Below are 14,464 nucleotides of genomic sequence, written 5' to 3' on the forward strand. Positions count from 1 at the left end.
GACGAGACCAGAGCTTTGTGATGCCACCGCTGTTTTGAACTTGCGTGACACTGCAAAGAGACAGGCGAAAGAAACAAGTATGAATTACAACACCTTCTTCAAAGATGCGTTGGCAGGCCTCAAAGCTGAAGGCCGGTATCGTGTATTCGCCAATCTCGAACGTATTGTCGGAAAATTCCCCAAGGCGCTTTATCACCCCGATAACGGCGAAGCCCCGCGTGAAATCACCGTGTGGTGCTCCAACGATTATCTTGGCATGGGCCAACACCCCAAGGTGCTTGAGGCCATGCAAACCGCCATCACCGGTCAGGGTGGCGGTGCCGGTGGGACACGTAACATTTCGGGTTCCAACCATCTGCATGTCGCGCTTGAGCGTGAGCTCGCCGATCTGCACGGCAAGGAATCAGCCCTTCTGATGACATCGGGCTATGTCGCGAACTGGACCACGCTGTCGACCCTGGGCTCAAAGCTCCCTGATTGCGTGATCATTTCCGACTCCGAAAACCACAATTCCATGATCGAAGGCATGCGCCACTCCAAGGCGGAACGCCGCATCTGGAAACATAACGACGTCGCCCATCTTGAGGAAATCCTCAAGGAACTTGGGCCGCAACGCGCCAAGATCGTTGCGTTCGAGTCCGTTTATTCGATGGATGGTGATATCGCCCCGATCGGTCAGATCCTTGATCTTTGCGAAAAATACAACGCCATTTCCTATCTCGACGAAGTGCATGCGGTTGGCATGTATGGCCCGCGCGGCGGCGGTGTTGCCGAACGCGATGGCGTCATGGACCGCGTTGACATCATCCAGGGCACCCTTGCCAAGGCTTTCGGTGTGATTGGTGGCTATATTGCGGCAAAGCCGGAAATCGTCGATTTCGTGCGCAGCTTCGGCAACGGCTTCATCTTCACCAGCTCCCAGCCGCCGAGCATTGCGGCCGGCGCACTGGCATCGGTGCGCCACCTTAAGGAAAGCAATGTCGAACGTCTTGCCCAAAAGGAACGCGCCGATACCCTGCGCGCACGCATGCGCGAAGCCGACCTTCCGGTCATGGATGCACCAAGCCACATCGTCCCGCTGATGGTCGGTGATCCGGCCATGTGCAAGGAAGCCAGCGACCGCTTGCTGTTCGAACATGACATTTATGTCCAGCCGATCAACTACCCGACCGTGCCGCGCGGGACTGAGCGCCTGCGCTTTACACCAGGCCCGCTGCATAATGACGAGCTGATCGATCACTTGATCGACTCGCTTCTCACAGTCTGGAGCAAGCTTGGCATTTCCAAGGTCGCGTGAGGCAACTCGGGATTTAAGTAGCCAAGGATGAGCGAAAACAATAGCAGCCTTTATTCTGAAGGTGTTCTGCTTTTAGTAAATTTGCTGAGCGCGGCCATTTTCTTTGGCTCCGCAGCTTACGTGGTTTGCTTCGCTTTTAACTATGAGCAAATGCCTGCACCTGCCGAACTAGGGATACCGTACTTCCTTATATTGTCAGCAGTTTGCGCGCTCCTGATCAATGCAAATCACGAACGTCTCAGTTCAATCTTCACTAAAATTGGGCCCGTTGAGTTCCGCGAAATACTTGAAGAACAAACCGCAGAAGTGGAAGAAGTGAGTCTCGGGATTGAGAAACGATTTGAATATATAGAGCACAGGCTCCAAGAATATGATGACCCAGCTGGATGGGAGCACATGTTCTCTCACGACAGAATTTCAAAACTGGTTATCAACTATCTGAATGACTCCAACAACAAACCGATCTCAGCTCTGCGTTTACAGCGAGTAGCAAGCAACCAAGAAGGTTACGAACAGTTGGCCACTGCGAACTCACTAGCTTTCAGAACGACGCTTAACCAAATGGTTAAAGACGGAATCCTGACAACATCTCTTAGTGCCCGCGGCAATCGCCTCTATCAGCTAGCTAACTAGCAGCGAAAGCCTTGCAGTTCCAATCCATCACCATATATTTAGCGAGAACCAAATCATTATTTGCAATTAAGAACCGTTCGCGTTAACGTCGGACCTGTCATCAAACAGGGACCGCTTATGTATTCGGATAGAACCTTGCTTCCCAAAGAATGTCTCCGCCTTTGTGCGCTTGGCACCCTCGCCCTTTCCGACAAGCCGATCAGCTATGGCGATCTGGCCAATTCGGTGCGCCATTTCATGTCCCACATCATGGGACCGTCGCTCGACATGATGGGAAGTTCGCTTCAGCTCCTCAAGCTCGAAGGGCTGGTCAAGGAAGATACCGCAAGCGGTGCATTTTCCGACGCGCAGCTCTGCCTGACCGATGCCGGGCACGAAAAATTCATCGAGCTGATGCAAGGCAACCTGCGCGATACATCCGGCGAGCTTTCGCGCCTGATCGTGGCGCTCAAGATGCGGTTTTTGCATCTGCTTGATGATGACATCGGCACCGAACAGATCGAAATCCTGCAAGACGTCTGCGAACTCGATCTTGAACGTGTGCTGGCCCTGCGTGAAGAACACGCAAACGAGGCCGAAAACTTCACCGGCTGGCTTGAAATGGAAGTCAAACGGCTCGAGCAAAAGCGCGACTGGCTTAAAAGCCTTTTGGCCTAGGCTCTAAACTCACGCACCTGCTGGCTCGATTATGTGAATGAGCTTGGACCCTTGTGCATTTTCCCGTTATAGTCGTGATCGATGGCTTACAGGAAGTAGGCCCAACGTCACAGGCAGGGACGGAAAATGTTAATTCGTGAAGAAACCGAACACGACATTACGGCGATTCACGCGTTGCTGGATGGGGCCTTTGCAACCGCCCCCCACAGTCAGCAGACCGAACATCTGATCGTCGATGCGCTCAGAAAAAGTGGTCACCTAACCCTTTCCCTGGTCGCGGAACAGGACGATGAAATCGTCGGCTGCATCGCGTTTTCACCGGTCAAAATCAACAATGAAGCCTGTGGCTGGTTCGGCCTCGGGCCGGTTGCCGTTACGCCCGACCGCCAGGGCATGGGCATTGGCTCCGAACTGATCCAAAGCGGCATCCGCCATTTGCGTGCCGACGATGCCCATGGCTGCGTCGTGCTGGGTGAACCCGATTATTACGGCCGGTTCGGCTTTGCGCCCCTGCCTGATCTGAAACTCAAAGGCGTGCCCGATGAATATTTCATGGCACGCCCATTGGTTGATGAAATCCCGCAAGGCCTGGTCGATTACGATCCGGCCTTTTATATTGCACCTGACAATCAGGATTGATGCAGCCGCCCACCTGACCTTTCCGATCAGTAGAGATGCTGCCCACCGGTAACAAAGATTTCCGTGCCGGTAACGTATGTACTGTCGTCGCCGACCAGATAATGCACAGCCGCTGCCACGTCTTCGGGCGTTCCCATGCGGTTCATCGGGATGCGCGGTACAAGTGCCTCATATTCCGGGGAAATCATGTCTGTCTTGATCTCGCCCGGTGCAACGGCATTGACCCGAACGCCCAGCTCGGCAAACTCAACCGCCATTTCGCGGGTCAGGCCCGAAAGGGCGGCCTTTGATGTCGAATAGGCCGATCCGGCAAACGGGTGAACATAGTGGCCTGCGATCGAGGTGATATTGCAAATCGCCCCTTTCCCCCGATGAAGGGCAGAGGCAAAGCCGCGTGCCAGCGTCAGCGGGGTAAAGAAGTTCAATTCAAACACATCGCGCCACGCCGAAAGATCACCATTCAGGCTGCCCAGACGTTCCTTATACGGGGTCTTGGGCGACACACCGGCATTGTTAACCAGCGCATGTAGCGGATCATCGCCAAGAACCTCGTTGGCCTCATTGATGAAGGTTTCGACCTCTGCCGGTTTGGAAAGGTCTGCACGAATATGAATCCCCTGTGCCGGATTGCGCGGGCAGCTCGGCGGCGGCGCTTCGCGTGAACAGCAAATTACCCGCCAGCCACGTTTGGCAAAATATCCGACCGTAACATGACCGATGCCACGGCTGGCACCTGTCAGGACGACTGTTTTCGGGGCATTGCTGCTCATTGGATCTACTCACTTCACGAGATATGCGCGCAAACAGAATTTTGCGGACTTTCTTATAGCATCCAAGGCCTTCACCATCGAAGGAAAAGCCTTGCACTGCATGATTTTTCTGCAATCACCACTGCGATATAGGCTGCCCTGTCGACATTTGGCAAGGCATGCAAAACAGGCTATGTTTTTAGCGCGTTTACAATAGGCAAAAACATGTGCAGCCGCTTTGATCTGAACAGTGATATCCGCGCCTTTCAGGTCCAGCTTGGTCTGGAGATGGAAGACATCATTCGCATGCCCCTGCCCGACGGTAGTGGTGATACCGATGGCGAGCAGGTAGAAGAAGAGGCCGCTTTTGACAGCCTGACAGGCACACGCCGCCCGACCGATCCGATTGCGGTCATACTGCCGCATCGCAAGGCTGGCATTCGCTATTGGGGGTTGGGTGTGCCGGGCTTGAACAGTCCGATGATCAATGCACGGGCTGAAACATTGGCCCTAAAGCCGACCTTCCGCCCGCTTTTAAACCGCCGCTGCCTGATCCCGGCCAGCGGATGGTATGAATGGCGCAAGGATGGCGCATCCAAGCACATGAACCGCATCACCCTGCCCGATCATCAACCGTTTCTGTTTGCCGGTCTTGAAAACGGGCGCGAGGCGACGATCATCACCTGCGCACCATCAGGCGCGATCGCCCACATACACAACCGGATGCCCGCCGTGATTGGCCCCAACCATCTGGCTGACTGGCTTGATCCCCAAATTGATTTTACGGAACTGGGATACATGCTGGGCCCGCTGCCCGATCATGTCCTGTCCTGGCAGGAAGAAAAACCCGCCCCGGCCAAAGCCGATCAGACGAAAAATCAGATTGATCTGTTTTCAAAGTAAAACATGCCATACGCCCCGACCTGATCGACCGGGATCTTTATGGGCTTATTCGCTTTCGACGTCGTTTGCAGCGCACGGTGTTGCACCGCATGCACGCAATGCACCGCCAAGACCGGTATGACCGGCAACCACTGCGCCAAGGTCCGGCAGGCCAACATTCGGATTGTTGAGCTCCTGAGCCAGATCTTCGGACATGGAAGCGAAATCAATAATATCGCGCAAAGACAACATGGGACTTCCCCTGTCAGACGTTTCTTTTCCTCTGTGCGAAACGCCTCGTTTTACGGTCGGTTTTGCCGCCCGTGCGGGGTTTCATCACTTTCTTATTTCCGTAACCCTCTCGCGATTTATTCGCGAGTGCAACAAAAAAAGGCGTACAAAAGTACGCCTTTTCAGCAATATACCATCAGATAGGTAATTTAATTTCGCGATTTCAGACGCTTAAGCTGACCCAAGCGTTAATGCATTATCCAAAGCGGCAAAGCACATTTTGACAGCATATCCTGCGTCACCCCGCCAAGGATCATTTCCTTGAACCGCGAATGGCTGTACGCACCCAGAACAATGGTATCAGCACCGCACTTTTCCGCCTCGGAAATCAAGGTATTAGCGATCTGCCCATTCTCGGCACTTTCAACAACCTTGGCATCGACTCCATGCCACCTGAATTGTTCGGCCAATGCCTTGGCACATGCCCGGCCATAGGGCACCTCGCCGACACTGACAATCGTGACTTCCTTGGCAGCGCGCAGCATCGGCATGGCCGATGTTACTGCCCGGGCGGCTTCAATCCCGCCATTCCAGGCAATCATGACTTTTTCGCCGATTGTCGCAGGGGTGCGTTCCGGGGCCACAAGGATCGGGCGCCCGGTTTCCATAAGGGCAGCATCAAATGTCAGTGACGCCGAGGCTTCCCTGGGATCACGGCCAATCACGACCAGATCAAAAAGGCGTCCGCGACGCGCAACCGTTTCATCCTCGCGCCCGCTATCCTTGCGCCAGGTGCAGGTCGGTTTGGCTTCTGCCGGCGGGGTGTTGGTTTCAGTAACCCCGGAGTTTTTGACTGCGGTTTGAAACGCAACCTTGCCGCTGGCTTCGCGCTTTTCGGTTTCGGTTGCCGCGGCCTGGATCATTTCTTCGATAATCAGGCCCGACATGCCCTCGCCGACAATCGGAATAGCGTCCTGCGGCTCGGCAGCAACGAACAGCGCTTCAAGATGAGCATCAAATGTTTTGGCCAGTTTGAAGGCCGTTGCCATCACACGCTCGTCAATCGCCGTGCCTGCCACTGGTGCCAAAATTGTGCGAATTGCCATTTTAATTACTCCCGCCTGTCCGCCAGGTCATTGAACCTGCTCGAAATCCGGACTGATGATTACCATATACAAGAGCAGCTTGAGGATTTTTACCTCGACAATCTTTGTTCAAGATCAAAATTTTGCGAAAGTTATTATTATTCTTATATTTTGTTGGTGCCGGTTCGGTTTTCTCACTCAACCGCGCATAAAATGATTGTAACATGAATACCAGCGATTACGATGGCGCTCTGGAGATCGGGACGATTATTCTCTTGGGTAGGATACCGGGCGTACAAGACAGACAATTAACTTGGCGTGCGGACATAAGAACGGGGTTACTCGCGGATGGACTATAACGCACTACACGAGAATGCACGCGAAGCAGCGGAATTTCTCAAGACGCTCGGCAACGAGTGGCGGCTGCTTATTCTGTGCTCTCTCGGAGATACCGAAAAGTCGGTCGGCACCCTGGAAAATGAGCTGGGCATCAAACAATCAGCCCTGTCGCAACATCTTGCGCGACTGCGTCGTGAAGGGCTTGTAAAAACCCGCCGCGATGCACAAACGATTTACTATTCTCTGGCCAATCCGGACATCATGAAGATCATTGCAGTCTTGCAGGATACCTTCTGCCCGCCGGAACCTGTTGCCTGAAAAGACTGATACTACTCCCATGAAAAAGCGCACATGGCTTTTCTGCCCTGTGCGCTTTTTTATGTGCAATATTTCCCTACTCTTACGGAAACAGCTTCTGGGTATCCCAGCCGTTATCAGCGTCATCGCGGGTAAACAGCTTGCGGTCATGCAGGCGGAATTTTCCTTCTGCCCAAAACTCGATCCGGTCGGGGACAAGGCGGAAACCGCCCCAGTGATCCGGGCGCGGCACTTTGCCCAGACCGAACTTGGCGGTAAATTCCGCAACCCGTTTTTCCAGATCAAACCGGCCACTCATCGGGCGCGACTGGATGGATGCCCACGCGCCCAACTGGCTGCCCCGCGCCCGTGAAGCGAAATATTCATCAGACTCGGCCGCATTAACCTTCGCAACCTTGCCTTCGATGCGCACACATTTTTCAAGCGTCTTCCAGTGGAAGCAAAGGGCGGCAAAGCCGTTCTCGGCCAACTGATCACCCTTGCGGCTTTCATAGTTGGTATAAAAAACAAATCCGCGCGGATCGAAATCCTTGAGCAGCACAATACGTGCCGACGGGCGCCCTTGCGCATCAGCAGTCGCCAGCGTCATCGCATCCGGATAGGCCGATTCCGCCTTTTTGGCGTCCGAAAACCATGTTTCGAACATCTCGAACGGGGCATCGTGGGGTTCATGCCCCATTTTTGGCGCATTTTTTTCGTTCATTGCGAAAGGAATTCCTTTAGCTGATTGGTTTTGTTGCCGAGAAATCCATTTATTTCGGAACTACGGTGGCAGCAACAACGTTGGATCAGTATATATATGCAAAGCATATCGGTTGGGACTGTAAAGACAAGATGGGCAATTTAAACATGAAATTCCGTCAGATCGTTATTCCGGTCATCATGACCGCCTTCATCGCCGGCTGTGCCCAGGATCAGGGCCAGAAACAAACGGCCGGTACGCTTCTCGGTGCCGTTGGTGGTGCCGTCGCAGGTGCGCAGTTCGGCAAGGGCAGCGGCCAGCTTGTTGGTGTCGCACTTGGGACACTTGCCGGGGCCTTCATCGGCAGCGAAGTTGGCAAATCGCTTGATAATGCTGACCGCGCCATCATGGCACAAAGCACCCAGCGCACGCTTGAAGCAACGCCGACAGGCCAGACCACCACCTGGCAGAACCCCGATACCGGTGTTCAGGGAACGGTCACCCCGACCCGCACCTATCAGGAACCGAAAACCCAGGACTACTGCCGTGAATACCAGCAGACGGTCATGATCGGTGGCCAGGAAGAAACCGCCTATGGCACCGCTTGCCGTCAGCCGGATGGCAGCTGGAAAGTCGTGAACTAAGCGTCTTTTAAAAATCTGAAATGACAGGCGGTGCGGTCCTTGCGATCAGCGCCGCCTTTTCATATCTGCACATTGGTTTGGGTGATCAGCGCCCCCACACCCTGTCACCCACCATTTTCCATTGTTTCGGATCATCTGCGGCAAAATGGTTCATCTTTTGCCCCGCATGATCTAATAATGAGTGCAACGTGCTTATAGTTTCTGGAACCGGTCAGTAAATGCAGGATCCCTACAAGACTCTTGGCGTCGCCAAAACCGCCAGTCAGGACGAAATCAAAAAGGCCTATCGCAAACTGGCGCGCGAACTTCATCCCGATGTGAATCCGGGCAATGCCAAAATCGAAGAACGCTTCAAAAAGGTATCAAGCGCCTATCACCTGTTGGGCGATGCAGAACGCCGCAAAAAGTTCGACAATGGTGAAATCGACGCCGATGGTCGCGAAACCAGCCCGTTTGCCCGGGGTGGCGGCGGTCAGGCCGGTGGTGGCTTTGGCGGCGGCGATCCGTTCGGCGGCTTTTCGGGTGCCAATGCCGAAGACATCTTTGACGAGATTTTCGGCAAGGGACGCGCCCGTGGTGGCGGCGGCGGTTTCGGTGGCTTTGGCGGGGAACGCAAACCCAAAAAGGTCAAGGGCCCGAACATATCCTATGAGCTCAGCCTTGATTTTTCTGAAGCCATCCTTGGTACGACCAAACGCATCAACCTCGCCAGTGGCAAAAGCCTTGAAGTCCGCATCCCCCCCGGAAGCGAAAATGAACAGACGTTGCGCCTGAAGGGTCAGGGCATGGCGGGCATGAATGGCGGTGAAGCGGGTGATGCGCTGATCAAGCTGCATGTTCATCCCGATAAGACCTTCCGCCGTGAAGGCAATGACATCCATTGCGATCTGGCGATCAGCCTGTCCGAAGCCATCCTTGGCGGATCGATTGAAGTGCCGATTGTCGATGGCAAGGTCAATATGAAGCTGCCTGCCAACGCCAATAGCGGCACCAAGCTGCGCCTGCGTGGCAAGGGTGCGCCTTATGACCGGGGCAACAAGCGCGGTGATCAATATGTTCACCTGACGGTCAAACTGCCCGAAGAACGCGATGATGAATTGATCGAGTTCATCAAGGAATGGTCTGAAAAGCACCCTTACGAGACGCGCTGACCCATCAAATCAAAGCCGGCACATGCCGGCTTTTTTCTTGGGCAGACACCACCCAGCAACGATCCAGTTCACAGCGCGCGTCTTCAAGCTGCCTGTTAATCACGTTTCGTGTTACCATATTGTTTTAACGGGATTTGTCGCAAAGAACGAAACGGGTATCAGGGACAAGATGGAACAACTCAGCGATCCGGACATCTATCTGCAATGGCTTGAACAGGCAATCGCCTGGCTATCTGCAAATGTCCTGCTGGTGCCAATCCTGATCCAGATTGCCGCCTGTATCCTTGCCACCATCCCGGCCTTCTTGCTGCGCGGCCGGTTGGCGGCCCTGCTGTCGAAACTTCAAGACTGGAAACCGCTTCTCCCCTATGCCGGTTTCCGCCGCTTTGCGCAGGTTCTCCCCGGCCTCGCCTTTCCGCTTATTCTCGTCATTGCGATCTGGCTGCTCGATGCCATCGCCATACAGGCGGGCTATCGCCACAATGTCATCCGGCTGGTGGCAAGCCTGCTTAATGCGTGGATTGTCATTCGCCTGGCGGCCGCCATCGTCAATGATCCGGTCTGGTCGCGCACCATTGCCACCGTGGCCTGGACACTGGCTGCGCTGAATATCGTTGGCTGGCTGGACCCGGGCATCGAAATCCTTGAGGGGCTGGCAGTCGAAGTTGGCGAATTCCGCGTGTCGGTCTATGGCATCATCAAGGCCGTCTTGTCGCTTGCGGTGTTGCTGTGGGTGGCATCCTTTGCCTCGCGCCTGTTTGAACAACGCATCCGCAAGGTACAGCGCCTGACACCCTCGGTTCAGGTTCTGATGGCCAAGCTGCTCAAGCTTGTGCTGCTGTCAGTCGCGGTTCTGTTTGCCCTGTCGACGATTGGTGTTGATCTGACCGCCCTTGCCGTCTTTGGTGGTGCGGTTGGTGTCGGGATCGGCCTTGGCCTGCAGCGTATTGTCGCCAACCTGATCAGCGGCGTGATCCTGTTACTCGATCGTTCCATCAAGCCGGGTGACGTGATTGCCATTGGCGAGACATTTGGCTGGATACAATCACTTGGTGCGCGTTACACCGCCGTTCGCACCCGCGATGGTACGGAATTCCTGATCCCCAACGAAGACCTGATCACCACCCAGGTCGAAAACTGGAGCCACTCGGACGTCAAGCTGCGCCTTAAAATCCCGGTCGGCATTGCCTATAGCTGCGACCCGCATCTGGCGATCAAGCTGTGTAACGAGGCGGCGGCAAAATGCCCACGCGTGCTAGACAATCCCGGCCCCAACACCCTGATGCGCGGCTTTGGCGATAATTCGGTCGATCTGGAAATCCGTTTCTGGATCAATGATCCGCAGAACGGCCGCGGCAATATCATGAGCGAGATTTTGCTCAACGTCTGGGATGCCTTTATCGAACACAATATCGAAATCCCGTTCCCGCAACGCGATCTGCATCTGCGCAGCGGCGATGCCCAGATCCGGGTGCAGGTCGATACTGGCTCAAGCCCAAGGGGCTAATTGCTCAACCTCCATGGCAAGGCAAAAGACCTACTCGACGGTTTGCACCATATCGTTCTGATCTATTTCGGTTTCTTTGGGCACATCGTCCCTTGGTTTGACCTGCTCGGGCACCTGATCATCGGGTTTGGGCGTATCAAGCAAATCACCCACCATGATATCGAGAACCTTGCCACGGGTTTCCTCAAGCGCGATCAACCTTTCGCGCATCAATGACGGCCAGCCGCCATCGGCCGGAACCACCAGCAACCGGTCATAATCCAGAAACAACCCCAACCGGCTCATCAAATCGATCAGGCGCAACCGGTGCAGATTGCTCGAAAGCAGCCATCGATGACTTTCGGACCGTTCAATAAGTTTTTCACGGCGCAGGGCCGCAAGCGCCCAGTTCAAATCACGCCCGCCCAATTTCAATTCACGCATCATGCGGCGATAGGTTGGTGGTTTGATCCCGTCATGAAACCGGTTTTGCAAATATTCCAGAACCCGCAGAACCGCGATGATGCGTTCCATGTGCCCTGGCACCGCCCCGCGTGGATCGGGGATCAACCCGGCTACCCGTGCCGCTCGCCATTCTGATCGGGCTGCAGCCACCTGCGCACCGAGTAAGATCACAATCCAGGTCAGATACATCCACAACAGGAAGATCGGCACAATCGCGACCGCACCATAAATCGTCTGATAGGTCGGAAAGGTGGTGACGTAGAACGCAAAACCCTTTTTCAACGTCTCGAACAAAACGGCCGCAACAACGCCGCCCGCTACCCCGTCGATGATCTCGACAGAACGGTTCGGCATGCCGATAAACAGCAACGAAAACGCCGCCGCCGACAGAATAAATGGCGCAAGAAAAGTAAGCTGGCCGATCTGCGCACCAAGCGCCTCGCCACCAACCAGATGGCGCATGGCAAAGATGTAGGACGCGAGTGACAGGCTCAAGCCCAGCAGCATCGGCCCCACGGTCAGAAGCGTCCAGAACACCACCAGACGCGAAAGCAGTTTGCGCGGGCTGGTGACGCGAAACACATCATTCATCGCGCCTTCGATGGCCGACAGCAACATCACCGCGGTAAGCCCCAGCACAATCGTGCCGATGGCCGTCATCTGCCCGGTATTTTGCAAGAACCCGCCCAGATAATCGGTCACCTGCGCGCCGGTCTCGGGCAGGAAATTGTTCAGGACCACATCCATGATCTGGTCCTTGAACTGGTCAAACACCGGAAAAGCCGACAGCACGGTCAGCGCAATGGCAAGAAACGGCACCATCGCCAGAAGCGTTGTATAGGAAAGCCCGGCAGCACGTTGCACGGATTTATCATGGACAAAGCGCATAAAGGCATAACGCCAAAACGCCGTTCGATCAGCGAGCAATTTCTGAATTTCGGCCATTAAACGCTTATCCCCACGCATTTTCCGGTTATACTGCACCTGATCAACAGGATAGCGCGCCTGCACGCGTTATGACAGGCCAGATTGACCTTGGCCGTGCTTTGTGTAGGATGCGCCAAATGTCTAATGCCTTCTGGGCCGGTCGCGGCTTTTTTTGAATGCCTCTACCTGCCGGAGAGAGATCGTGGGAACGAGAGGAAATATGAGCCTGTCCACCGACAATATTTCGGGCCTGATGGCCGGTAAACGCGGCCTGATCATGGGCGTCGCCAACGACAAATCCATTGCCTGGGGCATCGCCCGCGCAGCCGCTGCTGCCGGTGCAGAGATCGCCTTTACCTATCAGGGCGAAGCCCTTGAAAAGCGTGTCCGCCCGCTTGCAGAATCTGTTGGCAGCGACACCGTTCTGCCGTGTGATGTGTCTGATGCGGCCAGCATGGATGCCGTGTTCGAGACGCTGAAGGAAAAGTGGGGCAAGCTGGACTTCGTCGTGCACGCCATCGGCTATTCCGACAAAAATGAACTCCGCGGTCGCTATGTCGACACCTCGCCGGAAAACTTCGCGATGTCGATGAATATCTCGGTTTATTCCTTTACCGCGATTGCCCAGCGCGCTGAAAAGCTGATGTCTGCGGGTGGCTCGATGCTGACCCTGTCCTATTACGGCGCAGAAAAGGTCATGCCGCACTACAATGTCATGGGTGTTGCCAAGGCCGCCCTTGAAGCCAGCGTCAAATACCTTGCCAACGATCTCGGCCCGGATGGCATCCGCGTCAATGCGATCTCCGCTGGTCCGATGAAAACGCTTGCAGCGTCCGGTATTGGCGATTTCCGCTATATCCTGAAATGGAACGAATACAACTCGCCGATGCGCCGCAATGTCACCCTTGATGACGTTGGTGGCTCGGGCCTGTACTTCCTGTCCGATCTTTCGACCGGTGTCACCGGTGAAACCCACCATGTCGATTGCGGTTATCACACCGTTGGCATGAAACAGGTGGATGCGCCGGATATCTCCGTCGTCAAAGGCTGATCGGCAAAATCGCTTATTTCCGGGCCGCCCAAAATCCTTTAAAGATCGGGCGGCCCTATTTGTCTCTGAACCCTGGAATTCTGGAACTCGGTAATGGCTGGCAACAGTTTTGGAACACTTTTCCGCTTCACCACCTTTGGCGAAAGCCACGGCCCGGCGATTGGCTGCGTCGTTGATGGTGTGCCGCCCCTGCTTGAACTGACCGAGTCCGACATTCAGGATTTCCTTGAAAAACGCAAACCCGGTCAGTCGCGCTTTACCACCCAGCGCCGCGAACCTGATCAGGTCAAAATCCTTTCAGGCGTGTTCGAAGGCAAAACCACCGGCACCCCCATCGGGCTTCTGATCGAAAATGTCGATCAGCGTTCCAAGGATTACGGCGAGATCAAAAACCAGTTCCGCCCGGGCCATGCCGATTACACCTATTGGGAAAAATACGGCACCCGCGACTATCGCGGCGGCGGCCGTTCTTCGGCCCGTGAAACCGCCATGCGCGTTGCTGCTGGCGCCATTGCCCGCAAAGTGCTGGGTGAGGGCATCAATATCCGCGCGGCCCTGGTCAAAATGGGCACAAAGGAAATCAACCGTGCCAACTGGGATTGGGATGAGGTGGACAACAACCCGTTCTTCTGCCCGGACCCCGAAGCCGTGCCAATGTTCGAGGAATACCTCGATGGCCTGCGCAAGGATGGCTCATCGGTTGGTGCGGTGATCGAGGTTGTCTGTTCTGGCGTTCCGGTTGGTCTTGGCGATCCGGTCTATGACAAGCTGGATGCCGATCTCGCCAAGGCAATGATGACGATCAATGCCGTCAAGGGTGTCGAAATCGGCAACGGCTTTGAAGCCGCCGAACTGACCGGAATTGAAAATGCCGATGAAATGCGCCTAGGCGAAGATGGCAAACCGGTCTTTGGCTCCAACCATGCCGGTGGGATCCTTGGCGGGATTTCATCGGGTCAGGACATCGTCATCCGCTTTGCCGTCAAACCGACCAGCTCGATCCTTACCCCGCGCAAAAGCCTTGATATCTATGGCAAGGAAATCGATGTCGTGACCAAAGGCCGACATGATCCCTGCGTTGGTATCCGCGGCGTTCCGGTCGGCGAAGCGATGGCGGCCATCACGCTGGCAGACCACCTTCTGCGCCACCGCGCACAGTGCGATGGCTGGAACACGGACAAGCATTTTCCGAGCTAATTTCGCGGCATCACCAAACCGTACGAATTTC

General features: G+C 55.0%; 16 protein-coding genes. 11 read left to right on the plus strand and 5 right to left on the minus strand.

Annotated elements, in window-relative coordinates:
- The first annotated feature begins 79 nt into the window (after window positions 1-79).
- From hemA to ACXAF0_RS13475, 4 genes are all read left to right on the plus strand, one after another.
- Entirely contained in the window at window positions 80-1,297 is a 1,218-nt protein-coding gene (gene hemA / locus ACXAF0_RS13460; protein ID WP_475346390.1) for a 5-aminolevulinate synthase, read from the plus strand.
- A 27-nt stretch (window positions 1,298-1,324) separates the two neighbouring features.
- A complete protein-coding gene (locus ACXAF0_RS13465; RefSeq protein ID WP_475346391.1) occupies window positions 1,325-1,930 on the plus strand; it encodes a hypothetical protein in 606 nt (201 codons plus the stop codon).
- A 117-nt stretch (window positions 1,931-2,047) separates the two neighbouring features.
- Window positions 2,048-2,587 (plus strand): hypothetical protein, encoded by a 540-nt coding sequence (locus tag ACXAF0_RS13470; RefSeq protein ID WP_475346392.1) that lies wholly within the window; start codon window positions 2,048-2,050, stop codon window positions 2,585-2,587.
- A gap of 126 nt (window positions 2,588-2,713) precedes the next feature.
- The gene (locus tag ACXAF0_RS13475; protein WP_475346393.1) at window positions 2,714-3,226 is read left to right on the plus strand and encodes a GNAT family N-acetyltransferase; all 513 of its coding nucleotides are present in this window, start codon (window positions 2,714-2,716) and stop codon (window positions 3,224-3,226) included.
- Between the two features lie 26 nt (window positions 3,227-3,252).
- Here the strand turns inward: ACXAF0_RS13475 and ACXAF0_RS13480 are convergent, their stop codons facing one another.
- Window positions 3,253-3,996, minus strand: a complete 744-nt coding sequence (locus ACXAF0_RS13480; protein ID WP_475346394.1) for an SDR family NAD(P)-dependent oxidoreductase — start codon at window positions 3,994-3,996, stop codon at window positions 3,253-3,255.
- A gap of 204 nt (window positions 3,997-4,200) precedes the next feature.
- Between ACXAF0_RS13480 and ACXAF0_RS13485 the strand changes: the two genes are divergently transcribed.
- On the plus strand, window positions 4,201-4,878 hold the full coding sequence (locus tag ACXAF0_RS13485) for an SOS response-associated peptidase (protein ID WP_475346395.1): 678 nt from the start codon (window positions 4,201-4,203) through the stop codon (window positions 4,876-4,878).
- Window positions 4,879-4,923: 45 nt separating this feature from the next.
- Here the strand turns inward: ACXAF0_RS13485 and ACXAF0_RS13490 are convergent, their stop codons facing one another.
- A complete protein-coding gene (locus tag ACXAF0_RS13490) occupies window positions 4,924-5,109 on the minus strand; it encodes a hypothetical protein (protein WP_475346396.1) in 186 nt (61 codons plus the stop codon).
- A 227-nt stretch (window positions 5,110-5,336) separates the two neighbouring features.
- A complete protein-coding gene (locus ACXAF0_RS13495; RefSeq protein WP_475346397.1) occupies window positions 5,337-6,194 on the minus strand; it encodes a universal stress protein in 858 nt (285 codons plus the stop codon).
- A 327-nt stretch (window positions 6,195-6,521) separates the two neighbouring features.
- On the opposite strand from ACXAF0_RS13495, the gene ACXAF0_RS13500 reads away from it, so the two are divergent.
- Window positions 6,522-6,830 carry an ArsR/SmtB family transcription factor gene (locus ACXAF0_RS13500; protein WP_475346398.1) on the plus strand — a complete coding sequence of 103 codons (309 nt, stop codon included), beginning with the start codon at window positions 6,522-6,524 and terminating at the stop codon, window positions 6,828-6,830.
- An 82-nt stretch (window positions 6,831-6,912) separates the two neighbouring features.
- Here ACXAF0_RS13500 and pdxH read toward each other — a convergent pair whose 3' ends face one another.
- The gene (gene pdxH / locus ACXAF0_RS13505; protein ID WP_475346399.1) at window positions 6,913-7,533 is read right to left on the minus strand and encodes a pyridoxamine 5'-phosphate oxidase; all 621 of its coding nucleotides are present in this window, start codon (window positions 7,531-7,533) and stop codon (window positions 6,913-6,915) included.
- A 146-nt stretch (window positions 7,534-7,679) separates the two neighbouring features.
- Here pdxH and ACXAF0_RS13510 point away from each other — a divergent pair, with 146 nt between their 5' ends.
- From ACXAF0_RS13510 to ACXAF0_RS13520, 3 genes are all read left to right on the plus strand, one after another.
- Window positions 7,680-8,156: an RT0821/Lpp0805 family surface protein gene (locus tag ACXAF0_RS13510; RefSeq protein WP_475346400.1), complete on the plus strand. Its 477-nt coding sequence runs from the start codon at window positions 7,680-7,682 to the stop codon at window positions 8,154-8,156.
- Between the two features lie 218 nt (window positions 8,157-8,374).
- The gene (locus ACXAF0_RS13515; RefSeq protein WP_475346401.1) at window positions 8,375-9,307 is read left to right on the plus strand and encodes a DnaJ C-terminal domain-containing protein; all 933 of its coding nucleotides are present in this window, start codon (window positions 8,375-8,377) and stop codon (window positions 9,305-9,307) included.
- 169 nt (window positions 9,308-9,476) lie between these two features.
- Complete coding sequence (locus ACXAF0_RS13520) at window positions 9,477-10,814, plus strand: mechanosensitive ion channel family protein (RefSeq protein WP_475346402.1); 1,338 nt, start codon at window positions 9,477-9,479, stop codon at window positions 10,812-10,814.
- A gap of 30 nt (window positions 10,815-10,844) precedes the next feature.
- On the opposite strand, the gene ACXAF0_RS13525 is transcribed toward ACXAF0_RS13520, so the two are convergent.
- Window positions 10,845-12,203, minus strand: coding sequence for a YihY family inner membrane protein (locus ACXAF0_RS13525; protein WP_475346403.1), 1,359 nt, complete (start codon window positions 12,201-12,203; stop codon window positions 10,845-10,847).
- Between the two features lie 202 nt (window positions 12,204-12,405).
- Between ACXAF0_RS13525 and fabI the strand changes: the two genes are divergently transcribed.
- Complete coding sequence (gene fabI / locus ACXAF0_RS13530) at window positions 12,406-13,236, plus strand: enoyl-ACP reductase FabI (protein ID WP_475346404.1); 831 nt, start codon at window positions 12,406-12,408, stop codon at window positions 13,234-13,236.
- A 93-nt stretch (window positions 13,237-13,329) separates the two neighbouring features.
- Window positions 13,330-14,433: a chorismate synthase gene (gene aroC / locus ACXAF0_RS13535; protein WP_475346405.1), complete on the plus strand. Its 1,104-nt coding sequence runs from the start codon at window positions 13,330-13,332 to the stop codon at window positions 14,431-14,433.
- Window positions 14,434-14,464 lie beyond the last annotated feature (31 nt).

This window comes from Thalassospira sp. ABD4_177, from assembly GCF_056160125.1.